The sequence below is a fragment of the Metabacillus sp. YM-086 genome (assembly GCF_048059995.1).
Taxonomy (GTDB): Bacteria; Bacillota; Bacilli; order Bacillales; family Bacillaceae; genus Metabacillus; species Metabacillus litoralis_B.
In genome coordinates this window covers 40,883-66,551 of record NZ_JBLUOI010000011.1, presented here as the reverse complement: position 1 = coordinate 66,551, position 25,669 = coordinate 40,883, and the positions used below count along the sequence as shown (strand labels likewise).

The 25,669-nt window shown below is 35.9% G+C and carries 19 protein-coding genes; 3 read left to right on the top strand and 16 right to left on the bottom strand.

All coding sequences use genetic code 11. The annotated features are described in order from the left end of the window. Nucleotides 1-91 precede the first annotated feature (91 nt). From ACEWK1_RS07230 to ACEWK1_RS07185, 10 genes are all read right to left on the bottom strand, one after another. Nucleotides 92-2,320 carry an alpha-galactosidase gene (locus ACEWK1_RS07230; RefSeq protein ID WP_416635844.1) on the bottom strand — a complete coding sequence of 743 codons (2,229 nt, stop codon included), beginning with the start codon at nucleotides 2,318-2,320 and terminating at the stop codon, nucleotides 92-94. A 191-nt stretch (nucleotides 2,321-2,511) separates the two neighbouring features. Then, on the bottom strand, nucleotides 2,512-5,556 hold the full coding sequence (locus tag ACEWK1_RS07225) for a glycoside hydrolase family 2 TIM barrel-domain containing protein (protein ID WP_416635842.1): 3,045 nt from the start codon (nucleotides 5,554-5,556) through the stop codon (nucleotides 2,512-2,514). 18 nt (nucleotides 5,557-5,574) lie between these two features. Beyond that, entirely contained in the window at nucleotides 5,575-6,393 is an 819-nt protein-coding gene (locus ACEWK1_RS07220) for a carbohydrate ABC transporter permease (protein WP_416635841.1), read from the bottom strand. Next, nucleotides 6,386-7,309 carry a carbohydrate ABC transporter permease gene (locus tag ACEWK1_RS07215; protein ID WP_416635840.1) on the bottom strand — a complete coding sequence of 308 codons (924 nt, stop codon included), beginning with the start codon at nucleotides 7,307-7,309 and terminating at the stop codon, nucleotides 6,386-6,388. The genes ACEWK1_RS07220 and ACEWK1_RS07215 overlap by 8 nt, the downstream gene beginning before the upstream one ends. A gap of 130 nt (nucleotides 7,310-7,439) precedes the next feature. Continuing rightward, nucleotides 7,440-8,732: an ABC transporter substrate-binding protein gene (locus ACEWK1_RS07210; RefSeq protein ID WP_416635839.1), complete on the bottom strand. Its 1,293-nt coding sequence runs from the start codon at nucleotides 8,730-8,732 to the stop codon at nucleotides 7,440-7,442. 226 nt (nucleotides 8,733-8,958) lie between these two features. Next, nucleotides 8,959-10,731, bottom strand: coding sequence for a sensor histidine kinase (locus ACEWK1_RS07205; protein ID WP_416635838.1), 1,773 nt, complete (start codon nucleotides 10,729-10,731; stop codon nucleotides 8,959-8,961). Between the two features lie 15 nt (nucleotides 10,732-10,746). Then, complete coding sequence (locus tag ACEWK1_RS07200; RefSeq protein ID WP_416635836.1) at nucleotides 10,747-12,300, bottom strand: response regulator transcription factor; 1,554 nt, start codon at nucleotides 12,298-12,300, stop codon at nucleotides 10,747-10,749. A gap of 123 nt (nucleotides 12,301-12,423) precedes the next feature. Further along, on the bottom strand, nucleotides 12,424-13,683 hold the full coding sequence (gene ilvA, locus ACEWK1_RS07195; RefSeq protein ID WP_416635835.1) for a threonine ammonia-lyase: 1,260 nt from the start codon (nucleotides 13,681-13,683) through the stop codon (nucleotides 12,424-12,426). A gap of 835 nt (nucleotides 13,684-14,518) precedes the next feature. After that, nucleotides 14,519-15,421, bottom strand: a complete 903-nt coding sequence (locus ACEWK1_RS07190) for an acetamidase/formamidase family protein (RefSeq protein WP_416635834.1) — start codon at nucleotides 15,419-15,421, stop codon at nucleotides 14,519-14,521. A 157-nt stretch (nucleotides 15,422-15,578) separates the two neighbouring features. Further along, nucleotides 15,579-15,941, bottom strand: a complete 363-nt coding sequence (locus tag ACEWK1_RS07185; RefSeq protein WP_416635833.1) for a winged helix-turn-helix transcriptional regulator — start codon at nucleotides 15,939-15,941, stop codon at nucleotides 15,579-15,581. Nucleotides 15,942-16,157: 216 nt separating this feature from the next. Between ACEWK1_RS07185 and hxlA the strand changes: the two genes are divergently transcribed. The 3 genes from hxlA (at nucleotide 16,158) to ACEWK1_RS07170 (ending at nucleotide 18,161) form a co-directional block, all read left to right on the top strand. Then, nucleotides 16,158-16,802 (top strand): 3-hexulose-6-phosphate synthase, encoded by a 645-nt coding sequence (gene hxlA / locus ACEWK1_RS07180; RefSeq protein ID WP_098796491.1) that lies wholly within the window; start codon nucleotides 16,158-16,160, stop codon nucleotides 16,800-16,802. Between the two features lie 7 nt (nucleotides 16,803-16,809). Continuing rightward, complete coding sequence (gene hxlB / locus ACEWK1_RS07175; RefSeq protein WP_416635831.1) at nucleotides 16,810-17,367, top strand: 6-phospho-3-hexuloisomerase; 558 nt, start codon at nucleotides 16,810-16,812, stop codon at nucleotides 17,365-17,367. Between the two features lie 77 nt (nucleotides 17,368-17,444). Then, a complete protein-coding gene (locus tag ACEWK1_RS07170) occupies nucleotides 17,445-18,161 on the top strand; it encodes a 3-ketoacyl-ACP reductase (RefSeq protein WP_121664877.1) in 717 nt (238 codons plus the stop codon). Between the two features lie 98 nt (nucleotides 18,162-18,259). Here the strand turns inward: ACEWK1_RS07170 and ACEWK1_RS07165 are convergent, their stop codons facing one another. The 6 genes from ACEWK1_RS07165 to ACEWK1_RS07140 form a co-directional block, all read right to left on the bottom strand. After that, nucleotides 18,260-18,409: a hypothetical protein gene (locus ACEWK1_RS07165; RefSeq protein ID WP_416635830.1), complete on the bottom strand. Its 150-nt coding sequence runs from the start codon at nucleotides 18,407-18,409 to the stop codon at nucleotides 18,260-18,262. 94 nt (nucleotides 18,410-18,503) lie between these two features. Next, nucleotides 18,504-19,460 (bottom strand): mannose-6-phosphate isomerase, class I, encoded by a 957-nt coding sequence (manA, locus tag ACEWK1_RS07160; protein WP_416635829.1) that lies wholly within the window; start codon nucleotides 19,458-19,460, stop codon nucleotides 18,504-18,506. 27 nt (nucleotides 19,461-19,487) lie between these two features. Then, nucleotides 19,488-21,407: a fructose-specific PTS transporter subunit EIIC gene (locus ACEWK1_RS07155; RefSeq protein WP_416635828.1), complete on the bottom strand. Its 1,920-nt coding sequence runs from the start codon at nucleotides 21,405-21,407 to the stop codon at nucleotides 19,488-19,490. A 140-nt stretch (nucleotides 21,408-21,547) separates the two neighbouring features. Beyond that, nucleotides 21,548-23,473, bottom strand: coding sequence for a BglG family transcription antiterminator (locus ACEWK1_RS07150; RefSeq protein WP_416635827.1), 1,926 nt, complete (start codon nucleotides 23,471-23,473; stop codon nucleotides 21,548-21,550). Nucleotides 23,474-23,636: 163 nt separating this feature from the next. Further along, nucleotides 23,637-25,016 carry a vWA domain-containing protein gene (locus ACEWK1_RS07145; protein ID WP_416635826.1) on the bottom strand — a complete coding sequence of 460 codons (1,380 nt, stop codon included), beginning with the start codon at nucleotides 25,014-25,016 and terminating at the stop codon, nucleotides 23,637-23,639. Between the two features lie 334 nt (nucleotides 25,017-25,350). Beyond that, nucleotides 25,351-25,518, bottom strand: coding sequence for a glycoside hydrolase family 2 protein (locus tag ACEWK1_RS07140; RefSeq protein WP_416635825.1), 168 nt, complete (start codon nucleotides 25,516-25,518; stop codon nucleotides 25,351-25,353). Nucleotides 25,519-25,669: the final 151 nt, after the last annotated feature.

Sequence of the window (25,669 nt, the reverse complement as noted above, 5' to 3'; positions counted from 1 at the left end):
ATTTCCAACCTATTCATACAAATAGTAAAAATACGATAAAAAAGCAGAAGAAGTAATCCATTGTAGCTTCTTCTGCTGCACTTTTCTCTTTTTATTTCTCTTTCCCATTTAAATAAAACACAGCCGACTGATAATCTCCGCCTCGTTCAGCCAATTTTCCGTTTACTCCATTAAATTCAATAGGCAAAGGTAAGCCTCTATAAACTAGTTCATCACCATAATAGGCTTCTTCACCATTCACTTCATATAACAAATTAACATCAAGTCCTTTTAAAGGAAGCACCTGCTGCTTCTTTGGATTCGCAGTCGCAAGAACTTTAAACCATCCAACCAACGCTTCTTTCTTATCTTTTGAAACGATCATCCATGCTGTTTCATTTTCTTCAAACGGACTTTGAAGACGATAAAAATCTCCATCTCGAATCAGTTTACGATGATTTTTGTAAAATTGAACTTGAGTTTTAATAATTTCCCGCTCTTCCTCTTTTAGTTCAAGTGGATTTAACTCATAACCAAATGTACCAAAATAGGCAGTGTTTGCTCTAGTTTCAATCGGTGTTTTTCTTAATGTTTGATGATTCGGAACAGCTGAAACATGTGAACCCATACTATAAATAGGATAAGCAAGTGATGTTCCGTATTGAATTTTAAGACGCTCCACCGCATCGGTATCATCACTTGTCCAAGCTTGTGGAGCGTAATAAAGCATACCCGGATCGAATCTACCTCCACCACCTGCACAAGATTCGAATAAAACATCAGGGAATTCAGTTGTTAATCTTTCGTATAAATCATAAACTCCTAAAATATAACGATGAAAAAATTCTCCCTGTTGCTCTTTGGTAAGGGCCGATGAATAGGCATCTGTTATATTTCGATTCATATCCCACTTAATATATGAAAGCCTTGTTTTGCGGATCATTCCAGACATTTTTTCAAATAAATAGTTCACTACTTCAGATCTTGAAAAATCCAACACAAGTTGGTTTCTTCCAAAAACAAGGTGCTCTCCAGGTCTTCCTACAATCCAATCAGGATGTTCCTTATATAACTGACTAACTGGATTAATCATTTCTGGCTCAAACCACAACCCAAACTTCATATCCAGTTCCTTTAGTTTGCTTGCTAATGATTCCAAGCCATTCGGGAGTTTTTCTTCATCTTCAAACCAATCACCAAGTGATGATGTATCATCGTTTCGTTTTCCAAACCAACCATCATCTAAAACAAATAATTCAATTCCTAAATCCTTAGCACTTTTCGCAATATTAACTAGCTTTTCTTCATTAAAATCAAAATAAGTTGCTTCCCAATTGTTGATTAAAACAGGTCTTTCTTCTTTTTTCCATGGATCCCGAATTAAATGCTGACGATATAAATGATGAAAAGCCTGACTCATACCGTTTAACCCTTCATTCGAGTAAACAATCACTATTTCTGGCGCTTGGAAGCTTTCATTTACGTTCAGTTTCCACTGAAATTGATGTGGATGAATTCCCATCATCACTCTTGATGAATCATAATGATCAACCTGAACCTGTGCTAGAAAATTACTGCTATAAACAAAATTGAAGCCATACACTTCGTTATGATGCTCGGTTGTATTTTTTCGTTTTAAGGCAATAAAAGGGTTATCATGATGTGAGCTTGCTCCTCTTATGCTAGAGACGGAAGTAATGCCTTGTACAAGCTCTCTTTCTTTTACATGTCTTTCTCTAGACCATGTTCCTGATAAGTGAATCATTTTATAATCTGAGTCTGGAAGATCAATAGATGAACTCATGAGCTTATTTAATGAAAGTGTGTGTTTTCCTATATTCTCAATTTTTACAGTGCGGGTTATAACCGGCAAATGATGAAAAATGGTATAAAATAATTGAAGTTTTGCTCCTACTTGGTGATCTTCTAGTATCAAGATAAGAGTCGTAGCTTCTTCTTCTCTAGCATATGTTGCTGGCAGCCCTGTTAATGTTGGCTTTCCTTTTACTACTTTATATCCTTGGTATGCAAATAAATTTCCAACTCTCCCTTCAGAATCAACAACCTCAATTGCAGCCTCACGAAAATCCCCTTTACCTGATACCGGAAATTCTTGACGTGTTGTTTCAAGAGAAAAAGCTGGGTCATCTTGATAAAAATGACAGCTTGCAGCTGTAGGAAGATCATTTCGTTGAAAATGTGAAAAGTCTTCACGATGACGAAGAGCCTTTCCAAAATAAAGCTGCCCAAGACTACCATTCTTTAACACTTGAAAAATATAACTAATTTGACCATTTGTTAAGTGAAACTGTTTCAGCTGATCGTTTATATGAATGTACATGTTTCAACTCCTTCGATTGACAGTCTTTCATCCGTTACCTTGTACGAGACTGGATTTTGCTCTCTGAACGGTCTCTGTCCCGATTCTGACTCAGATCGAGACAGATTCCTAATCTATCCAACGTTCCCAGTCCCAATTCTACCTTTATTGATACTAGATTGAGCTTGAAAAGAATTTCAAGCTCAATCCTGTTAAATCCCTTCACGCTGAATGACAAATTCAAATTCCATATCTCTATTTGCTTTTATCACATGTTCTTCATGAACAGGAGCACCCCAGCTATCATCACCACCAACACCCATCTGCTTCCCGGCAACGGTGATCACAGTATAATGAACATTTGGTAGTTCATAATGATGCTGTGCATTTTCAAGCTCTAGAGCTGTATAAGGTGAGACATTGCACTCAATCGGTGTGTCCTTTGCAGCAATCATCAATCCTTCTCCACCCTCATTTGTTACCCGAACTCTTCTGACTCCTGTACGATTTCCAGATTCTTGGGGATTCAAATACGCAGCCATATTATCTTTTACAGTGTTCTTAAAAACACCAAGTCGTGCCCCTTGAGCTCGGTCAGAATAGTTTTCTTCCGGTCCCATTGCATACCATTCTAATTGGTTATAGCTGGCTGGAACCTTAAATGACAAGGAAAATATCGGCATCTGCGGTAACCCTTCTGCTCCTTTATACGATGACCTTACATGAATGCTTCCATTTGGATTTACCGTATAAATCGTGTTTACTTCAATATCTGGATGAATGGAAAACTTATAAGTAAAAGCGACCACAACAGTATTTTCATTAGTTGAAAGCTCAACCTCTGTACACCTCCGAGCCACACTTGCCGATAGCCAACATCCTGAAACAAAAGCTTGAGCATACCCTCTATCATTGTCTGTGGTTGCCCGCCAGAACAATGGTGCTGGAGGAAAAGCAATCATTTCTTTCCCTGAATAAGTAATAGACACTAAGCTCCCCACTTGTTTCGAAAAAATGATGCTAAAATCTCTACCATGAACACCGATGTTAACGTCACCTTCTACTAACCGAATTTTCTCATCTGATCGTGTCGTCAAGGTATCTTCACTTGTTTTCTCAAAAACATATTGCCCGAATGCCACCTCGTGCCCAGCTTCTGCCCAGACTGTTTTTTCTTTTAATAGAAAAGCGACTTGAACATAATACTCACCTGTTTTGTTCAACAGATCTCGAGACCAATCAAAAATCAATCGCTGCTCACTCTGTGGTGAAACGTTTACCTCAGCTATTTTTTCACATAGTTTCTCTCCCTCATGAAAAAGAGTGTACGTTAACAAATAATCTGAGGTATCTTTAAACAAATTCTTATTCTTAATCGTTACGCCTGTTTCATCTGCTTCAAGCTTAATATTTTGATATAAATATTTAACTTCCTGCATCTTAGGAGAAAGCTTTCTGTCCGCATAAACAATACCATTCGTACAGAAACCGTAATCTGTCGGACGGTCTCCAAAGTCTCCGCCATAAGCTAAAAACTCATTTCCATAACGACCTTTTTGGACAAGAGATTGGTCCATATAATCCCAAATGAATCCACCTTGATACATCGGGTATTTATCCTCTAACTCTGTGTAGTAATTCATACCGCCTAAAGAATTTCCCATCGCATGCATATATTCGCAGCTTATATATGGTTTTTCAGGATTGTTTGTTAAATACTCCTCAATATCTGCTGGCTTTGCATACATACGGCTTTCCATATCACTTGTATCATTGTAAGTACGGTCGTAAAATACACCTTCATAATGGACAAGTCTGCTAGAATCAACGGACTTAAAATATTTCGTAACATTAAGAATCACTTCACCAGCATATGATTCATTTCCACATGACCAGATAAGAATTGATGGATGATTTTTATCTCGTTCGAACATTGATTTTGCCCGATCTAACACAATATCCTGCCATTCTGGTTTATTTCCCGGGATATTCCAGGAAGGATCAACCGCGCCCATCTTTTGCCATGAACCATGTGTTTCCAAGTTCATTTCATCAATCACGTAAACACCATATTCGTCACATAATTCATACCAATAGCTTTGGTTTGGGTAATGTGATGTGCGGACTGCATTTATGTTATTTTGCTTTAATGTCTTTATATCCCAGAGCATATCTTCCTTTGTAATGGCACGCCCTGTTCGATGATGAAACTCATGACGGTTTACTCCTTTAAAAACAATGCGCTCACCATTTATTTTCATCACTTTATCAACAAGTTCAAATCGTCTAAAACCAATCTTTTGTGGGACAACTTCAACAATCTCTCCTGTTTCATCAATAAGCTGCATGTAAAGCTTATACAGATAAGGATTTTCTGCACTCCACAATTTTGGTGTATTAACATTCAGTGTAAACGTCTGTTTTTCTTCGTTAAGGTCAACACTAGTTGATCCAACAATTTCTCCCTCTTTATCCACTAATTCAGCGAAAATTTTTGAACCTGTAGCAGCAAGTGAACTTAGTTGAAGATCAACCTTCAGTGTTCCCTTTGTATAGGTTTCATCAAGTTCTGCATGAACATAGGCATCATATACATGCATTTTCGGCACTGTATACAAATAAACCTCACGAAAAATTCCCGAGAATCGCCAAAAATCCTGATCCTCAAGCCAGCTCCCTGTACTTCTTTGGTATACTTCAACCGCAAGCTTGTTTTCTCCTTCCTGTAAAAAAGGCGTTAATTCAAACTCAGCAGGCGTAAAGCTGTCTTCACTGTATCCAATAAAGTGACCATTTAGCCAAACATAAAAAGCAGATTCTACACCTTGAAATGAGATAAAAACTGGCTTTTCTTTCATATTGTCTGGTACATGAAAGTTCTTAACATAGCTTCCAACTGCATTTTTATCCATTGGAATTTCAGGTGGACGTATATCATTCATTCCGTCCCAAGGATACATCGTGTTAACATATTGAGGCTTACCATACCCTTGTAATTGAATATGACCTGGAACCTTAATATCATTCCAGCTGTCACAATCAAAATCAACATGATAGAAACTTTCAGGGCGTGCACTTGGATTGATCGCATAATGAAACTTCCAATTTCCATTTAAACTTTTTCTCATTGTCATTGGTAATAACTGCTCTGCCTCATCCATTGTTTCGTAATACACATGACTAGAGTGTGCCGGTAGTCGATTTACGGCAAAAGTATTTACATCCGTTAACCAATTTAAATCTGGTTTCGTCCTCATTTCCAACTTCCTCTCTCTTTATTTTACTGAGCCCATCATACCTGCAACGAAGTGCTTTTGCATGATGAAGAATATAAGCGCAGCAGGCAAAGTTGCAATAACAATCGCTGTCATAATAACGCCAAAATCTGGGGCATAGCTTGAGCCTAAAGTCGAGATAAGCAATGGAATCGTTTGCTTTTCAGGAGATTGCAACACAACAAGAGGCCATAAATAATTATTCCAGCTTGCCATAAACGTAATAATCGCTGCTGCTGCGTACGTTGTTTTCATCGTTGGGACATAAATTCTAAAAAATACACCTAACTCACTTAATCCATCAATTCGACCTGCTTCAAGAATATCCTTTGGAAACATTTTTGTACTTTGACGGAAGAAAAAGATTAAGAACGCAGTTGTAAGTGTTGGTAACACTGCAGCTGTTAATGTATCAATCCCTAAGAAAGGAGCGGTTTGTGAAATCGTTCCGAACATACGGAATAACGGAACCATTAACGCAGCAAATGGAATCATCATGGAAAGAAGTAAAATATTAAATACAACATCCTTTGATTTGCTTTTAAAAATCTCAAATCCATAGCCAGCTAGTGAGGCAATTAATAGCGAAAGAATTGTCGTTGAGATCGATACCTTAGCTGAATTAATTAAAGCAGGAACAATATCAACTGTAGCTAATAGATTTTTAAAATTATCCATAAAATGTGCACCTGGCAATAATCTTCCTTGCGTAACATCTACAGATTTATTTGTTGCCGAAACAACCATCCATAAAAACGGAAAAATCGATACAATCGTCGCAACAATTAAAACTCCGTAACTAAATACTTTCTTAAGCATTTCGATCACCTGCCACTTTAAACTGAATAATAGAGAAAACAACAATCATAATCACAATCGCATACGACACGGTCGCTGCATAACCAAAGTCTGGCGTATATTTAAATGAAAGATTATAAATATATTGAGAGATTGTCATCGTTGCATTACCAGGGCCACCTTTTGTAATATTCATAACCTCATCAAATAATTGCAGAGTTCCTATTGTTGAAGTAATGGACGTAAAAAGAATGATTGGCTTTAACATCGGAATTGTAATCTTAAAAAATTGTTGAATAGGAGATGCTCCATCAATTTTGGCAGCTTCATAGATTGAAGAATCAATATTTTGCAGTGATGATAAATAAAAGATCATATTATAACCAGTCCAACGCCAAGTAATGGCGATAACAATCGTTATTTTTGCCCAAAAAGGATCTGTTAACCATTGTATTGGCTCTGAAACAAAGGAAAGCTTCATTAACATCATGTTGATAATGCCATCAACACCAAATAAATACTTAAAAATAACAGAATACGCAACAAGCGAAGTTACACAAGGTAAAAAGATCGCGGTACGGAAAAACCCTTTAAACTTTAAATTTTTATCATTTAATAACACCGATAAAAATAGTGCTAGAAATATCATAACCGGCACTTGAATAATTAAGTAAATTACCGTATTTTTTACAGCTGTGATAAACGTCGGATCTTTTAATAATCGTGCATAATTATCAAGACCAGTAAATTTCAAATTCGTTCCTGTTCCGGACTGGAAAGACATAATTAACGCATGAACCATTGGATAAAAGTAAAAAATGCAGATTAACACAGAAGCTAATGTGATAAAGGACCAACCGATGAGGGTTGTTTTAGTAAACCGTTTCTTGGTTGAATAAGAAACAGATGTGTTCGTACTTGGTTTTGCTGATATCATTTCAAAGTCAACTCCTTAACTTAATCAATATAGAATTGAAGCCTTGAAAAATCTCCTCTGCATCGTTAGCAGATTGGAATTTCAAGGCTCCGTTCCTCACTTCAGATGAGAGGAATAGTTGGCAGGATTATTACTGTAATTGTGCATCAGCTTGCTGTTGAGCATCCTCAAGCACTTGATCAATATCCTTACCGTTAAGGTAGTTTTGCATTTCAACAATTAAGATGTCATCAATCGCATATGTGTGTAATCCATAATTCACTTGTGGAATTTCTTCTAACCATGTTGAGAAGTCAGAAATAATCGTTTGACCGTTAAAGAACTCATCAGCAGCTTTATATGCTTCTCCAGTTGATGCAGGAATATACGTTCCAATTGCCCCAATTTCTGTTACTAAATCTTGATAAAAATCAACATTTGAACCAAAAGTTTTCGCTAAGAAATCAGTAGCATCTTCTTTACCATCAACATTTAACACATACCATGAGCTTCCACCTAAGTTCGAAGCATTCACTGACTCAACATCTGGTAGCTTTGGTTGTGGAACAACTGCCCATTTGCCTGATTGAGATGCTTCTGCTTTAACAGAAGGAGTAATCCAGTTTCCAGTTGGAACCGATGCTACTTCACCACTATTGAATGCGGCTAAAAATTGACTCCAATCAGAGTTTGGTTTTACGATATCAGCGTCTAGCATTGCTTTATACATTTCAAATGACTTTTTAAGAGCTTCGTTACCAGCGATATATGGTGTTACCCCATCTTCTTTCATATACCAAGCACCAGCAGATTGCATCATCATACGGATAATACCTTGGTCATTTGGATCAAGTGTGATCATATTCTTGCCAGTTGCTTCCTTAACCTTTTTCCCAATTTCAATATATTCGTTCCAGTCAATTCCTTTTAAATCTTCAACTGTGTAACCAGCTTGTTCTAAGTAATCTGTTCTTACATATAAACCTGTTACGCCTGTATCAAATGGTAAACCATAGTTTTTACCATCAAGACTTGTTGGCGCTAGTTTATAAGATGCAAAATCTTCTGTTTTGAACGATCCAGTAATTTCGTGGAAAGAATCTGGATATGCTTGAAGAAAGCTTTGCGCGCGATAATCTTCAATTAACACAATATTTGGCAATCCCTTTGTTGTACCAGAGCTTAAGCTTGTATTTAATTTTTGGATAATATCAGCCTGAGCATTTTCGACAATCTTGATTTCTACATCAGGATTTTCTTTTTTATAATACTCTTTTGCTATATTCAAAGCTTTAATATTAAAGTTAGGATCCCATGCCCAAATCGTGATTTCGTTTGAACCTGATGATTCACTAGACTCTGAATCTACTGCTTCGTTTGATCCAGAAGAACATGCAGCCAAGATCATCATGCAAGCCATCATTAAAACGAGTAGCTTTTTCATAAAAATACCCCCATGTTTTTTGTTTTTTGTAAGCGTTATCTCTCCCTTACAACTATCATGTTAGCATCTTTATTCTCTTTTTCTTTAGGACTATATTTTTATAAGTTTGTGATTTTTTTACAGAATGTATCCGCTTACAAAATGTATGGAATTGTATTTTTTTTAGATTTTAGTGATTTTTTTAGGTAATTGAGTTATTAAGGATATTTTTCTTAACTTACTTACATCATGAAATGGATTCGATTGGAAGTGTGATCTTTATTCTCGTCCCTTGTCCTACTTCACTTGATATGGTTACACCATATTGATGTCCATATAAAATTTGAATTCGTTCATGAACATTTTTTACACCAATTCCAGTAAAATGCTGCTTCTTACTCTTGGTGGCTGGCAGTTTATTCGATGTAATCTCCATGCCATCTCCATTATCCATCACTTCACAAATAAGCGTATCCCGTTCCTGCCAAACCATCACATTAATAAAGCCTGATGTTTTGTTATTAAAACCATGGAAAAATGAATTTTCTATAAATGGCTGTAGAATAAGCTTAGGAATTGGAAGTTGCAAGCAATCCGGTGAAACTAAATAATTCACTTTAATTCTGTCTCCATAGCGTTTTTGATTAATAAGAACATAGTTTTTAAGATTATTCATTTCCTGCTCCACAGTAATTGTTTCACATACGTTACCAATTGTATTTTGAAGCAAAGAAATGAGAGAATTAATCGTTTCCTCTGCTTCTCCTTTTCCACCCTGCTGAATCATGAATTTAATAGAAGTAAGTGTGTTATAAAGAAAATGTGGATTAATTTGCTGTTGTAATGCCGCTAGCTCAGCATTACGCTTTTGCTTTTGATAAAGAACGAGCTTCTCCAAATAATCCTGCAATTCATCTAACATAATATTAAATGCTTTGCCAATTTGCCTAGTTTCATATGTACCGCTTACAGAAACATATTGATCAAAATCATATTTAGATGCATCAGATATTTGCTTAACTAATGTTGAAAGTGAATTTGTCATTCTTCTTGAAATAAAAAACACAATAATAAGAGCTATAACAACGATACAAAATAAAATGATCGCAATCTGCTTTTTATTAATCAAATCACCAATCGCCGTTTTTTGATCTAATAAATTGAATAAATACATATCAAGAGAGGGAATATATTCCCAAAAGATAATAGAGTTTGTTCCCATAAACTCTTTCACAATATAGTTTTCACGTTTATTCTCGTTTTCCTTAGCATATTGCAAGAGTTCCTCTGCTTTCTCGCCAATAAAATCTGTCTTATTACTAGAAATAATCATTCCGGTTTTATCAAGAACATACACATCGTTACCTGTGCTTGTATAGTTGTTATAAAACTTTTTAAATTCACTTTCATGAATAGGAAAATACATCATTCCATAAATGGTTCCTGAGATTCTTTCCATTAGTGGCTTCGTCGCAATAATGTATTGTTCATCTTCTTTGTTTTTTGTTTCTTTCATTCGTCGATCATGTTGATAAATCAATCTTTTAGGATTCTGCATGGAAACATTTGTTATGTTATGAGTCTTCAATTCTTCATCAGAAATCATCCAATAAGGACGATTTGTTGCATAACTCATCCCATTAATACCTGTAACAATAATTTCAGTTTCATAGGCATCAACATTTGATTTTATTCGTTTCATTTGCTCACTCATTTGATAAAATGAATTCATTTTCTGACGATTTGATTGCTTTTCCGTCATAATTCTTCTAATTGTTCCACTTTGCAAGATGTTATTAGATGCAAGAACAATTGAATAGTTATAAGATTCAAAGCTGTCCTTAATCTGATCCATAACCTTTGCATTTGTAATACTGAATTTATCAATAAAAAACTGCTCAGACATGCGAAACGTTGTCCACGTAATAATAATAGAAACACTTATAATGCTAATAACACTTATCGAGAACATAATGAAAAATAATCCGTTATGTTTAAAATACTTTTTAAATATATTCATACTAACTACCATCACTTATTTCAATTTTTGATTTCTACGATATTGACTAGGTGACAGACCTTTTTGTTTCTTAAACACCTTACAAAAATAACTATGATCAGAATATCCAACAAGCCCACTAATCTCTGAAATAGGAGTGGTTGTATTCAGTAACAGCTTCACAGCCTCCTCAATTCGAATTTTGTTGAGATACTCATTAAATCCTTCTTTATTATGCGTTGTAAAATAGCTTGATAGATAAGAAGGATTAAAATGAAAAGTATTAGCAACATCGCTCAAACTAAGTGGTTCGGCATAGTGTTCTTCGATATAATCAAGGATGAGTTGAAAATTGGAAAAACCTGATTGAGTTTTCTTTGTAGTAATAACTTCTTTTGCTTTTGTAATAAATAGTTGTAGCTGATGAACAACACCACTTGCTGTTTTTGCACCATCTATCTTATTAAAAAAACTGAACTTTTCATTTTCTAAATTTTTCACATCATACTCTAAATTGCTTAATAAAACAGAAATCGTAAAAATAACATTTCCAAAGAATGATTTGTACTCAAAAATATCTGTCGTAAAGCTCGAAGACAACGCACTTACATGTTCTTCTAAATAAGAAAATGCCAAATCAAACCGTTCATGTTTAAAGTCATTTGTAAATTTATCAAGGTTAAATGAAGAAATCTTAGGTGTTTCTTTTAGAAGATTCTTTTCTACTACTATAGTAGCCTCCGGAAAATAAAACCGATATTGAAGCATCTTTTTAATCACTTCGTTGTATTTCAACCAAATTTGTGAAAAACTTGTAAAAGTCTCTGAAATAAGTATGGAAAGTTGAGAATGATGTTCCAATGTTTTCAGCGCAGTTTCTAAAATACCTGTTAAAGAGTCTTCACTACCATTAATCAAGAATGCGCTTACATTATCTTCTATTTCGAAGATCTCTAGCTTGAGTTCATTTAAAAATGTTGTGATAAGTACTTCAACCTCAGAATTAATCTCATGAATATAATCTAAACTCTTATCTTCTATCAACCTATAATCTATCGCAACTAAACGGAAACTAGAAAAAGGAAATGCCTCTAAAATGAGATTTTCATCATATTGTGTATCATAACCTGAAATAAACTTTTCAATGATATGTCCAATATTCACATCAACAGTCGATTCATCTTTTTCCCCTTGTAACGAAGGAATTCGGCTAACTGCCGTTTTTAACACGGTAAGCAATGACTCTGTATCAAGCTTAGGCTTTAAAATATAATCAACTGCCCCATTTTGAAAAGTAGATCTCACATAATCAAAGTCACCATAGCTACTTAATATAATAATTTCAATATGCGGGTACTTGCTTTTTACAATTCGAGTTAACTCCTCACCATCCATAATTGGCATCACAATATCTGTTAACACAATATGAGGCTTTGTTTTTTCTATTAACTCAAGAGCCTCCTGACCATTTGAAGCTTCCCCGACAATTTGAAATCCTTCCTGCTCCCATTGCATATAATGCTTTATTCCTTGCCTGATTAATTGCTCATCATCAACAATGACTACTCTACACCCTTCACTAGATCTCAACAAAATCCCCCCAGGCTTTGTAGACTTAACGATTATTTTATCTTTTTCTTTCATTATACACTTGAATAAATTTATTAACATCGGTTTGTCAAAAAGCCCCCATTTGTTTTGGGGGCTAAACAATCATACACGGTACTCTAAAGGTGTTCCAAATCCCGCAGGATATTGATCGAAAAGTGTTTCATCCATCTGCACGCTATAGCCTTTATTTTTTAACACCTTATGAAGCTCTTCAATATGATCATGATTTTTTGTTTCAACTGAAATTTCAAGCTGAGCAAATCCTGGATAAATATGTTTTCCTATATGCTGGAGATTAACATATTGAACATTTGCATTTAAATCGGTTATAGAGCTTAACACTTTCTGAAGCTCACCTGGTTTATCCTTTAACGTTATGGAAAAGTGAGCATATCTACCTGATTCAACTAATCCGCGCTCAATAATCCTAGCTATAAAATTAACATCAACATTTCCGCCACTTAATACCGCTATTACTTTTTTATCTTTTAATCCAAGCTTCTTATAAAGAAGTGCTGCTAACGAACTAGCACCGGAGCCTTCGACTAACAGTTTACTTCTCTCTAAAACCATAAGCATTGTTCGTGCAATTTCCATTTCATCCACACAAACAATATCATCAACATATTCTTTAATAATGTCAAACGTCTTCTGTCCTGGTTTTTTAACAGCAATTCCATCTGCCATCGTCGGAGTCGCTTCAACCATTACCGGCTTTTTTTCCAAAAGTGACTGCTTCATGCTTGGACAGGCAAGAGTTTGAACACCATAAACTGAAACATTTGGATTACTTTCTTTCACGGCCTTAGCAACACCAGCAATGAGCCCTCCCCCACCAACTGGGCAAACAATGGCATCAACGTCTGGAAGCTGTTCCATAATCTCAACTCCAACCGTTCCTTGTCCGATAATAACCTCTTCATCGTCAAAAGCATGAATAAACGTCGCACCTATTGAATCGCAATATTCTAATGCATAAGCAAGAGCCTCATCAAAGACTGCTCCCTCTAAAATAACTTTTGCACCATATTGCTTTGTTGCTAGCACTTTACTTAGTGGCGCTCCCTTTGGCATGACGATCGTACAAGAAATTCCAAGCATCTGACTGGAGTACGCAACACCTTGAGCATGATTACCTGCTGATGCTGCAACAACCCCTTTATTTAGTTCCTCTTTTGTAAGAGAAATAAGCTTATTATAAGAACCTCTTACTTTAAAGGAGCCTGTTTTTTGAAGATTCTCGAGTTTCAAATACACCTCGTTCTGTGCAAGATGACTAAAAGTTTTAGAATGATCTAACGGAGTTGTATGAACAATTCCTTTAAACCTTTCTCTAGCATTGAAAAAATCATTTAAGTTCAAACATAACTCCTCCTATATTTACTGATACATCTAGGGTGCTCTTTCGTTGAGAGAAGTATGTTTTTTATAGAGTAGTTTTCTGGTTTAAGGGGTCGGTTAGTTGTGGTTTAGTTATTGAGAGGAATATTTGAGTTGGTTATATGGATATTTTCCTGTATTTCATGCAGCTGTATTGAAACATGGTTTGGCTTTACTTGCTTGATCATGTCTCGATTCTAAGGTTATCGAGACATGATTTCGCTTTTCTTACTCGGTCTTGTCTCGATCCTCTGGCTATCGGGACATGATTTTGCTTTTCTTGCTTGATCTTGTCCCGATTCTCCTGGTATCGAGACACATTTTCGTTTTTCTTTCTCTGGTGTGTCTCGATTCCCCGACTATCGGGACACATTTACACTTTTCTTGCTTGGTCTTGTCCCGATTCTCCTGGTATCGAGACACATTTTCGCTTTTCTTTCTCTGGTGTGTCTCGATTCCCCGACTATCGGGACACATTTACACTTTTCTTGCTTGTTCTTGTCTCGATTCTCCGATTATCGGGACAAGATTTCACACTTCTTCCTCATTCCTGTCTCGATTCCCAGGTTATCGAATTCTCTACCTCATCTTGTCTCGCTTCTGATCTAATCAGGAAATACATACTAGCTATTTCCATTCCAGTGAACAATGTGTTTTCCAATGCTCTTATTCTAAAATTAACACTAACAAAAACAACTACTTTTTCAAGAAAACATATTCACCTAAGGAAACATCTTTCAACTTAAGAACATCCTTCATAAATTCATCAATGAATCATAGGTTGTACCTGAAAGCAAAAAAGAACAACACCCCCTTATTAAAATAAGGAGACATTGTTCTTTTCCAAAACCCATTTTGGAACTAAGAATCTCGTTGTCATTAGTGGATCAACGACCTGACAAATTTGAGTTTGTCCTACAGCACTTAATAGCATCGTTAATTCACTAAGTGGTAAGCTTGTTTTATCCTGAAGTAATTCAACCATATCTTCTACAGACATCTTAACTGCTTCATCAATTGTTTTTGCTGATGCAATTGTCCCGATAAATTCTTCTGTTTCTAAAACTGGATTACTTAGTGATTTTCCTTTAATCACCTTTATAGTAACAGTAACCTGTCCAGCTATTTCAATACCAGTTACACAAACCTCACCATCGCCCATTGCAGCATGAAGATCTCCTAATGCAAAGAGCGCACCTTGTTGAAACACTGGGAAATAAAGGGTTGTTCCTTTTGTAATCATTTTATTATCCATATTTCCACCGTGAGAGCCTGGTGTGCCGCAAGAGATTGGTTCATCTTGTGGAGCAACTCCAATTACACCAATCATTGGATTTAATGGAATGTGGATGTTTTCATTAAAAATAGCTTTCCCGTTTTCAATTGGAATAAGCTTAGCTTCAAATTTAGTGATCTTTTCACCTAAAACGCCCATTCCTGGACTAACGGCCATCACACCTTGGTCTTCTAATTTTATATCATCAATTGTCACTTCTAGAACATCTCCCACTTCTGCACCTTCCACATAAACAGGACCTGTCGCGGGATTGACCTTACTCCAGTCCAAACTTTCATATGTAGAATCATTTGAAGTGATTTGGTTTTCAAAGCAATCATAGGTTTCAATGATCACTGTTTCTCCAGATTTCATATTCAAAATCGGAGCATGCTCTTTACTAAAAGCGTATATTGGCTGTGAACGGTTAATAATGTGAGACATGATATCCTCCCTACTTTCCTTTTTATTTCGATCTAAGCCCGTTTATTCCTCTTTAATTTAAACAAAGCCTCCAGAGATTCCTTCCTAAATGCTGAAAAAGTTCTTTTCTCACGTAAAAACCCCAAGTAGTAGTACACTGCCACTTGGGGTTTTATTGTTATTTTACCGATACATTTTTTTCTTCAGGATCAATAACATTATTCATATAATTCTTTCCCCATTCGTACATAGAATCGAGAATTGGCATTAGTGTTTCTCCTTGTTTCGTCAATGAATATTCAACCTTCGGAGGCACAACAGGGTACACTTTTCTCTCTACAATAAGGTCTTCTTCTAACTCGCGTAATTGATTAACAAGCATTCTTTGAGTAATGCCTGGCATAAGTGCTTTTAGCTCCCCAAAACGCTTTGTTCCCTCTTTGCCTAAGTGCCATAAAATAAGCATTTTCCATTTACCACCGATAACCGAAAGGGTTAATTCTTTTTCACAGTTAAACGTCTTATCATTCATACGTGACACTTAACCACCTCCAATTTTTACATAGAATAGCACATAGTATACTTTTTGTCACTATGTAATAAAAAAGTGCGTACTTTATAAAGTTTAATATACATATTACACTAATGTTGTACCGCTATTAATGGAATCATGGGTGAAGTTACCGGTAGATTTACATAAACCGTTGGAAAAATTAGTACGGTAAGCTTAATTTTAAATAAGGGAGTGGGAATATAAATGGAATTACAATTAGCACTTGATTTAGTCAATATCCCAGAAGCAATTGAATTGATAAAAGAAGTTGAGGATCATATTGATATCGTTGAAATTGGAACACCAGTTGTGATCAATGAGGGCCTTCGTGCTGTGAAGGAAGTTAAAGCAGCATACCCTAACTTAAAGGTTCTAGCTGACCTTAAAATTATGGATGCAGCTGGTTATGAAGTGATGAAAGCTTCTGAAGCAGGAGCAGATATTGTAACAATTCTTGGCGCAGCTGAAGATATGTCAATTAAAGGTGCAGTTGAAGAAGCGAAAAAGCAAGGGAAAAAGATTCTTGTTGATATGATTGCTGTAAAAGATCTTGCTGGCCGTGCAAAGGAAGTAGACGCTTTAGGCGTTGACTATATTTGTGTACACACAGGTTATGACCTTCAAGCAGTTGGTAAAAATTCATTTGAAGATCTTCAAACAATTAAAAGTGTTGTAAAGAACGCAAAAACTGCTATCGCAGGCGGAATTAAATTAGATACTCTTGCTGAAGTAATTAACGTACAACCAGATCTTGTTATTGTTGGTGGCGGTATTACTGGTCAAGAAGATAAAAAGGCTGCAGCGGCAAAAATGCAACAAATGATTAAAGAAAATGTATCAGTAGGGTAACGCAGGAATGCAAACGACCCAATATCTAACTAAAATTCTAAATGAACTTCAGCAATCTTCAAGCCTTATTTTAGATGAAGATGCTGAAAAGTTGGTTAATGGGATTTTAGAAGCCAAGAAGGTTTTTGTTGCAGGAGCTGGCAGGTCAGGATTCATGGGAAAATCCTTTGCAATGCGAATGATGCATATGGGAATTGATGCATATGTTCTCGGTGAAACTACCACACCTAATTTTGAAAAAAATGATATTTTAATCATCGGGTCTGGCTCAGGAGAAACGAAAAGCTTAGTTTCGATGGCTGAAAAAGCCCACAACATAGGCGGTAAAATTGCTGCTGTTACGATATTCCCAGAATCTACAATTGGACAATTAGCTAATTATACAATAAAAATGCCTGGATCGCCGAAAGACCAATCTGAAGGCGAATATCAAACGATTCAACCAATGGGATCCCTTTTTGAACAAACTTTGTTACTTTTCTATGATGCTATTATCTTGAGGTTCATGGAGAAAAAGGGGTATGATACAAATAAGATGTATGGCAAACATGCCAATCTTGAATAATAGGTATGTGAAGACCGCAATCTTTTACTTGCGGTCTTCAGTATGAATACATAAAAATTAGTATAAGGAATGATGATATGACTTCATTAAAAGGAAAAAATGCTGTAATTACAGGAGCAGGTAGAGGAATTGGACGAGCAACTGCCATTGCTTTAGCAAAAGAAGGAGTTAACCTTGGTTTAATCGGATTAACCATGTCAAATCTTGAAAAACTAACTTCTGAATTAGAACAATACGATATTACAATTTCTGCTGCAACAGCTGATGTATCTGACCTTGAAGCAGTTACTCATGCTGTAGAGCATATCAAATCGGAACTAGGTTCTATTGATATACTCGTTAATAATGCTGGTATTGCTAAATTTGGTGGCTTCCTTGACTTATCTCCTGAAGAGTGGGAAAACATTATTCGAGTTAATTTGATGGGTGTTTATAATGTAACAAGAGCTGTGTTACCTGATATGCTTGAGAAAAACTCCGGAGATATTGTTAATATTTCTTCAACAGCTGGCCAAAAAGGAGCTCCTGTAACAAGTGCATACAGTGCATCTAAATTTGCTGTGTTAGGGTTAACAGAATCACTCATGCTTGAAGTAAGAAAGAAAAACATTCGTGTAACAGCTTTAACACCAAGTACTGTTGCAACAGACTTAGCAGTAGAAACAAATTTAATAAGTGGAAATCCAGAGAATGTAATGCAGCCTGAAGATCTGGCAGAACTACTTGTAGCTGGATTAAAGCTTAATCCAAGAGTTGTTCTTAAGGGTGCGGGATTGTGGTCGACTAATCCTTAAAAATAGGAAGTTAAACGAAAAAGGATCTATTTCTAAATGGAAATAGATCCTTTACATATTATTGGGAATTAATTCGTTTTTGAAAAATATATTGAAGGTCATGAAGGCCATTTCCAAGTAAATTTACTGCCACATTGGTCTTCATTACTCTCATGATGACCATTTCCGAGCAAAATTTCTGCACGTTGGTCTTCATTACTCTCATGATGACCATTTCCGAGTAAATTTACTGCAACCGTGGTCTTCATTCCGCCAGTGAAGACCATCTCCAAGTAAAATAGTTGAAACAGCGGTGTCTTTTAATAAGAAAAGCCAAATCAAAATGATTTGGCCTTTCCCATATTAAACGTGTGATACAACAAACTCTGCTTCACCAGACAGCTGGTATTCTCCAACTCCATGTGGAAGAACAAAATGTGTTCCTTTTTCAATTAAGAAAACATGATCATATACTGTAATTGTTCCTTTTCCTGCCGTCACACTAACTTGTAAGAAATCATGCTGAAGTGTCAATGATGCCTCGCCACTCAACTTCCAATGATAGACTGTGAAATATTCGGCCTCTACTAATTTCTTCTCGGTAAGATCACCTACAATCCTTTCACTTTGCTCTGTTTCATAATCCTGGTGAGGGACTGTCGTCACTTCTATTGAACGATCTAAATGGAGATCACGCTTTTGACCATTATCGTCCCTACGATCATAATCATAGACACGATAAGTAATATCAGAACTTTGCTGTGTTTCTAAAATGACAATTCCTTTACCGATTGCATGAATTGTGCCACTTGGAACATAAACAAAATCACCAGCTTTTACTTTTTTACGACGTAAAAATGATTCCCATTCTTGATTTTGAAGCATCTTCTCAAGTTCAACTTTAGATTTTGCATGGTGTCCTAAAACAAGCTCGGCACCTTCCTCTGCACTAAGAACATACCAGCACTCTGTTTTTCCATATGGTACACCTTCTACTTCTCGTGCATAGTGATCATCTGGATGAACCTGAACAGATAAATCTGCATTTGCGTCTAAAATTTTAACAAGTAAAGGATATTCCTCATTATTAGATGCACTTTTATTAAATAACTCTCCATGTTCCTTCCAAGCTTCCTCAAGAGTTTTTCTTGCTAGAGGACCATTTTTGATGACACTGGGACCATTTGGGTGTGCAGAGATTACCCAAGCTTCCCCAGTTTTTTCATTGGGAATTCTATACCCAAATTCAGTTCGCAGCTTTTGGCCACCCCAAATTCTTTCTTGAAAAACAGGCTCTAAAAATATTGGCTCTTTATACATACACTACCTCCAATATGGTACTCTACTTTATTTTATTTCCTCTAATATAGCCATAGCTTCGTTCTTAGAAGCCACTTTTAATAGTTGATTTCTAAACTCTTCATCCATTAACTTACGAGAAAGCATTTGTAAAATTTTCAAATGTGCATCTCCAGCATTTTTTTCGGGTACAGCTATCATAAAAATAAGCTTTGCGTCCGTACCGTCAAGACTGCTCCAATCAACACCCTCACGCTTTATCCCAAAAGCAACAGCAGGTCGTTTTACTGCATTTGACTTACCATGTGGAATTGCAATATTCATTCCAAGACCTGTTGAGCTTTGAGCTTCACGATTTAGAATTGCCTGTTTAAAAGCTTCCTTAGAATCTAAGATTCCTTGTGAATTGAATGTTTCAATTAACTCATCAATCACGTCATCACGAGTTGTTCCAACTAGATTTATATTAATTAAATCTGCGCTTGTAATATCTACTAATTTTTTAATTTCTAGTTCCTCAGCTTTTTCGGGTGCACTTGGAGCACTTTCCACTTTTTCCTTACCACTAGTTGCACTTTCTACATCTTTTTTCAAAAAGTTAACCATAAATGCAGTAACAAGAACACCTACAATGGCTGCGATAAAGAACATCACAACATTATCCACTGCTCCTAAAACCGCAACAATAGGGCCACCGTGTGCTACTTTGTCTCCTACATTACCAAGCATTGCGATAACAGATCCAACAACTGAACCTGCAACAATACTAGGAATAACACGAAGTGGATCTTGCGCTGCAAATGGAATTGCACCTTCTGTAATACCAAAAAGACCCATTGTAAATGATGCTTTACCAGCTTCCCTTTCGTTGGGAAGATATTTTTTCTTATTAATTAATGTTGCAAGACCCATCCCAATTGGTGGAATACAAATTGCTACTGCAATTGGTCCCATAATTTCATAGTTTCCTTCAGCAATCATGGCAGAACCAAATAAAAATGCTACTTTATTAAATGGTCCACCCATATCTACTGCAATCATCGCACCAAGGATGACTGCCAATAAAATAGAACTAGCTCCTTGCATACCCGCAAGCATTGATGTTAAACCTTCAAAGATTTGCGCCACTGGGGCACCGATAACGAAAATAAATAAAAGTCCAACGATAACAGATGAGATAATCGGAATAAATATAATCGGCATAACAGGCTGTACCGCTTTTGGAACCTTGATTTTCTTAATAGCTAGTGCAATATAACCTGCTAAGAAACCTGCGATAATTCCTCCAATAAAACCAGCACCAGCTTCACTTCCATAAAAGCTACCATTTGCTGCAATATATCCACCAATCATACCTGGTACTAAACCAGGGCGGTCAGCTATACTAACAGCAATAAAACCAGCTAATATTGGAATCATGAACATAAACGAAGTTGCACCAAGTGTTTCAATTTGCTTCCAAATTGAATCTTCAGGAATCACAATTCCACCTGGTGTTTGTTGACCACCTAGAGTTAAAGCTAATGCAATCAATAGTCCCCCTACAACGATGAATGGAACCATATACGATACACCGTTCATTAAATGCTTGTAGATCGGATTTTCTTTTTGCTTGCTCTTTTGCTTGATTTCTTCCGCAGACTTTAAGTCTGGTCTGTAAAGTGGCACATCACCACTTTGAATTTTTTCAATTAATTCTTTTGGCTTACGAATCCCATCCTGTACGCCTGTAACGATTACTTTCTTACCAACAAAGCGATCCTTTGATACCTCTTTATCAGCAGCAATAATAATTCCATCTGCTTCTGCAATATCTTGGTCTGTTAAGGCATTTTCAACACCGATTGATCCTTGTGTTTCAACCTTTATATTAACACCTAATTCTTCGCCTGCTTTTTGTAGATTTTCAGCAGCCATATATGTATGAGCAATACCGACTGGGCATGCTGTGACAGCTAAGATCTTCATGTACCTTTCCTCTTAAGAATGTTTTTTGTAATTGCTTACATTCATTGTAATGGGAATTCAGTCATGAATTGATTTTTGTTTTTACCACAACTTCCGGTAAAAATAAATTATTACCGGAAGTTTAATAAAAGAGAAGTTGTTTATTTTAACTTCTCCAAGAACTCTTTAACATTCTTTGATTCTTTTAATGATTCGATAAATGACGGGGTTTCACTATAATCTACGATTTGTCCAACTGCATGGCGATTTAGTTTTGGGTCCCCAGTTGTGATGGCTAGCATGAACACGATGGAAACTTGTTCGTTGCCCCAATCTAAAGGTTCTTTTAAAAGAGCAATGGCTATAGCTGATCTATTAACCATTGTTGGTCTACCATGTGGAATGGCTATTGAGCCTCCAATGGAGGTTGAAGATTTTCTTTCTCTTAGGAGTGCACTATGAATAAACTCTTTATGAACGAAACCTTTTTCATATAGTACATTTCCTAGCATTTCAATTACTTGAAAAGGATGTTCTTTATCTACATGTAAGTGCACTAAATCCCCTCTAACTAGTTGTGTTAAAACTTTTTCTTTACTTCCTACATGCTGGTTATTTTCCATTTCAGTTAAAAATTGATTTAGCTTTTCCTTATCCTTTGCTTCTAATAAAGGAGAAATCGTAATATAAGGAATATCCACCTTATCTAGCTCTAATGTAGAAATGATAAAATCAATCTCATTTTTCTGCAAATAATCACGTAATTCAGCTTTTCCAATACAAGCGGTAACTTGTATATCATGATAATGTTGCTCAATCTTAGCCTGCAATAAATGAGACATCCCAACACCCATATGACAAACAATTAATATTCTTCGTTGTTTCTCTCGACTTTCTTTTAATCGCTCGATTGAAGCTTGAAAATGAAGAACCAAGTAAGCTGCCTCATCCTCAGGAACTTCCAACTCATATGTTTCTTTAATTTCATTCAAAGCTAGCAACACCATATTAAATAGATAAGGATACATTTTTTTGATATTCGGTAGTAGTGGATTTGTAATAGGAAAGCCGTACTTTATTCGGTTAATAACCGAATGGACATGGACGATTAATCCACTTTTTAAGATCTCATCCTTTTCAAAGGGAAATAACGTAATACTACTAAGCTTTGCTGTTAAGTCAGAAATAATATTTAATAAAAGATCATTTTTAATAAACGGATCCTCTATAATATCATTTTTTCTTTTCCCACTAATTAAATGCCATGTAAAGTAGATTCGCTCATCTTCAGGAAATTTGATTCGGAAAACAGCTTCTAATTGTTCAAAAAAGGATAACGCATATTTATATTCTTTGTAAGAATATACAGCCTCCTTTTCCTTATTAGGAACAGTTACAGGCGATCTTTGCCTTGTTCTTTTCATCATAATAAGTGCATGAACAAGTAAACTCTCCATCGCAGCATCGGTAAAAGCAATCGAATATTTATGCTGTAATTCGTTTAGTGCTTTTTTAACGGTCGCTATTTCATAAGGTAAAAAAAGCTCAAGCACGTAATTTTTATTATCCGATAAGGAAGAAAGAAGTTCTGATAAATGCGCCAAAGCACTACGTTTTTGCAGTTCAGATCCTTGAACAATATTACCTAACCTTGGTTTAGAGATGAGCTCTAATTGATAGTTTTCGAGCCAATCAGAAATGCTATCTAGTTCTTTTTTTATGGTTACTTTTGGAACGTAGTACTTCTTAGATAATTCCTGCAATGTTATGGCTTTATTATTTACTAATAAATGATAGGCCATTTCGATAAAACGATCTTCCTGAGTTTTCGGTTCAGTAGATAGTAGCTTTTGAAAAATCTCAGACATATCGTGGTCTTGTGTCTCAAGTGTAATCCCTATACCTGGTTGCCGTTTTAAATAAGTATTAGGGTATTCAGCAAGAAGATCTTCGATTATGCTCAAGTCATTACGAACCGTTTTTTCCGAACATCTTAATTGACCTGACAAATCTACTATATTTAAGGTTTGTCCATTTTGTACTAATAAAGTTCTTAGTAATTCCTTTTGTCGATCGTTCACGTTCATGGTTGCACCTCACTCAGATATTCAATCAGTAGTGTAGCTTATTGCGACCATTAATTCAATCATTCGGAAACTCGGTATAAACTAAAAAAAGAGTTGCCTTTAAAATATGAAAAGCAACCCTTCAATTCTTATAGTGAACATATGCTAAGAATAAACGAATCTATTAGTTCCCATTCTTCTTATCAATTGTTTCTCTAATTTTTTCATTTCCTTCGTCAACATATTCACGATATTCCTGATTACCACTATCTACACTTTCCCTATACAATCTATTTCCTGTATCCACAGCATAACGCCATTTTTCATTTCCATAATCTACAATCGTTGAAAACATTTTTGATGCAGGATGATCATAATCATTGAATCTCTCTTTTAAATAGGCTTGCGCTTCCTTCAAACGTTCTTTCTCACGATTGCTTTTTTCTTTCATGCTCTCTTTTGTGTCAAAAGCTAGCTTCTTTTTTTCTTCCTTCAGTTTGAATGCCTGTTCTTTACCAGCTTCTTTCCATTCAAACCATTTTTTCTGAATTTCTTCATACTGAGCCCTCATATATTTCTTCAGTTCTTGCTCTGAATTAACATATGTGAACTCACCATTCCCTGCAGCTGCCACTTCTTTTAAAAGAGTTTGACCTTCATTATCAACATCAAAGCCAATAATATTAACGACTGTTTCAATATCTGCTGATACTAGGTTTTTAGCTTCTTGTACTGGATCGCCATCACATGTTTCAATTCCATCACTTACAACGTATACAACAACCTCATCTGTATTCTCTGGGATATCTGACTTCACAGATTGCAACCCAAGTGCAATTGGAGTCCATCCTACAGGCTTTACCTGACTTAGTGCTTGTTGAAATGCATTTTCATCAAAACTGGCACTATATAAGCTTTCAGTACTACTACACGAAGCTTTTTTATCAGCTTCACTATTTGATCCTTCATGACCGTATACACGTAACGAAATAGTTGCATTCTCCGGTACTTGCTTAGCAAATTCCAAAACGGCTTCCTTTGCGGCATCCATTCTTGTTTTACTTCCTACTTTTGCTGCCATACTTCCACTTGCATCTACTAAAATAGCATAATGAGCTGTTTTCAAAGTAGGAGTATCCACAGTTTCATCTGGACGTTCAATTGAAACATCAACCGTTGAATCAAAAGTAAGCATTGTTTGCATTTCTTCATGATAATCTTCAGTAAATAAATATAAAAGCTCCTCCATATATTGCACTTCTGTGAGATCATCAGGTAATTGATCCAACGCTTCCTTCACTTTCGCTTCATCATATTGTTCATCACTAAAAACTCCAGGTTTTCGAAACATTTCCTTTTCTATGTCTGTTAACTCTCGATCTAAATCTTCCATTTCATAATAGCTTGCTACCTTAGGAGTATATGTTTCTTCTTTTTCGCTGTTATTTTTTTGTTCTGTTTCCTTTGGTTCAGCACCTGTTTGTGCCGACTGACTTCCATCGCCAGAAGAACATGCTGTCAGCATGAACGATAACACCGCTAACCCAAGCAAAAGCCTCTTCATTATTTTCTCTCTCCTTCCACCCTGTAACAAAATAACAATGATTACATATTACTGTATTTTTGGATGGAATTTTCCTATCTTTAGAAAAAGAGGAAATAAGTATGATAGATAATTTTTTAGGTAATTAGGATTAGGTCTTAAGAAAGCATTTACTTCATTTTGCTTTTTAAAAAACAGAAAACAGCTACAACCTCTTAAATCCCAAGAGATTGTGGCTGTGCTTCAACTAATTCATCACTTTAAACGAACATGCTTAACCCAAGTGATAGCCATTAGCATATTACCGGCTAAATTCAAATGTACGCTGTCTATCCTAATTGAGCTTGTATGTAAGTTAAGATGCAATGTCGTAAACACCCCTTAATGTTAACTGCACTTTAAAAGAATCAATTCTATGGTGTTCACTGAAACTTTCTTTTTTAACAGTGATTTTCCTGCTTTCTCCAGCTGATAAGTCATAATAATTACCAATAAATTTGCAGTCAACAGATACTAAATCCAATTCACCGAAGTTTGTCCCGATTTCCCTTGTATCGGGACTGAAGCTTGCTCATACTACCGAGGTTTGTCCCGATTCCACTTGGATTGGGACATAACTTTGCTCATAACACCGGTTGTGTCCCGATTCCACTTGGATCGAGACTAAAATTTGC

What these genes read in the sequence shown, in the direction of transcription:
- ACEWK1_RS07170 (WP_121664877.1), top strand. Translation starts at nt 17,445, where the DNA reads ATGACTTCATTAAAAGGAAAAAATGCTGTAATTACAGGAGCAGGTAGA.
- ACEWK1_RS07230 (WP_416635844.1), bottom strand. Translation starts at nt 2,320, where the DNA reads ATGTACATTCATATAAACGATCAGCTGAAACAGTTTCACTTAACAAAT.
- ACEWK1_RS07155 (WP_416635828.1), bottom strand. Translation starts at nt 21,407, where the DNA reads ATGAAGATCTTAGCTGTCACAGCATGCCCAGTCGGTATTGCTCATACA.
- manA (WP_416635829.1), bottom strand. Translation starts at nt 19,460, where the DNA reads ATGTATAAAGAGCCAATATTTTTAGAGCCTGTTTTTCAAGAAAGAATT.
- ACEWK1_RS07220 (WP_416635841.1), bottom strand. Translation starts at nt 6,393, where the DNA reads ATGCTTAAGAAAGTATTTAGTTACGGAGTTTTAATTGTTGCGACGATT.
- ACEWK1_RS07210 (WP_416635839.1), bottom strand. Translation starts at nt 8,732, where the DNA reads ATGAAAAAGCTACTCGTTTTAATGATGGCTTGCATGATGATCTTGGCT.
- hxlA (WP_098796491.1), top strand. Translation starts at nt 16,158, where the DNA reads ATGGAATTACAATTAGCACTTGATTTAGTCAATATCCCAGAAGCAATT.
- ACEWK1_RS07150 (WP_416635827.1), bottom strand. Translation starts at nt 23,473, where the DNA reads ATGAACGTGAACGATCGACAAAAGGAATTACTAAGAACTTTATTAGTA.
- ACEWK1_RS07145 (WP_416635826.1), bottom strand. Translation starts at nt 25,016, where the DNA reads ATGAAGAGGCTTTTGCTTGGGTTAGCGGTGTTATCGTTCATGCTGACA.
- hxlB (WP_416635831.1), top strand. Translation starts at nt 16,810, where the DNA reads ATGCAAACGACCCAATATCTAACTAAAATTCTAAATGAACTTCAGCAA.
- ACEWK1_RS07205 (WP_416635838.1), bottom strand. Translation starts at nt 10,731, where the DNA reads ATGAATATATTTAAAAAGTATTTTAAACATAACGGATTATTTTTCATT.
- ACEWK1_RS07225 (WP_416635842.1), bottom strand. Translation starts at nt 5,556, where the DNA reads ATGAGGACGAAACCAGATTTAAATTGGTTAACGGATGTAAATACTTTT.
- ACEWK1_RS07190 (WP_416635834.1), bottom strand. Translation starts at nt 15,421, where the DNA reads ATGTCTCACATTATTAACCGTTCACAGCCAATATACGCTTTTAGTAAA.
- ACEWK1_RS07165 (WP_416635830.1), bottom strand. Translation starts at nt 18,409, where the DNA reads ATGAAGACCACGGTTGCAGTAAATTTACTCGGAAATGGTCATCATGAG.
- ACEWK1_RS07215 (WP_416635840.1), bottom strand. Translation starts at nt 7,309, where the DNA reads ATGATATCAGCAAAACCAAGTACGAACACATCTGTTTCTTATTCAACC.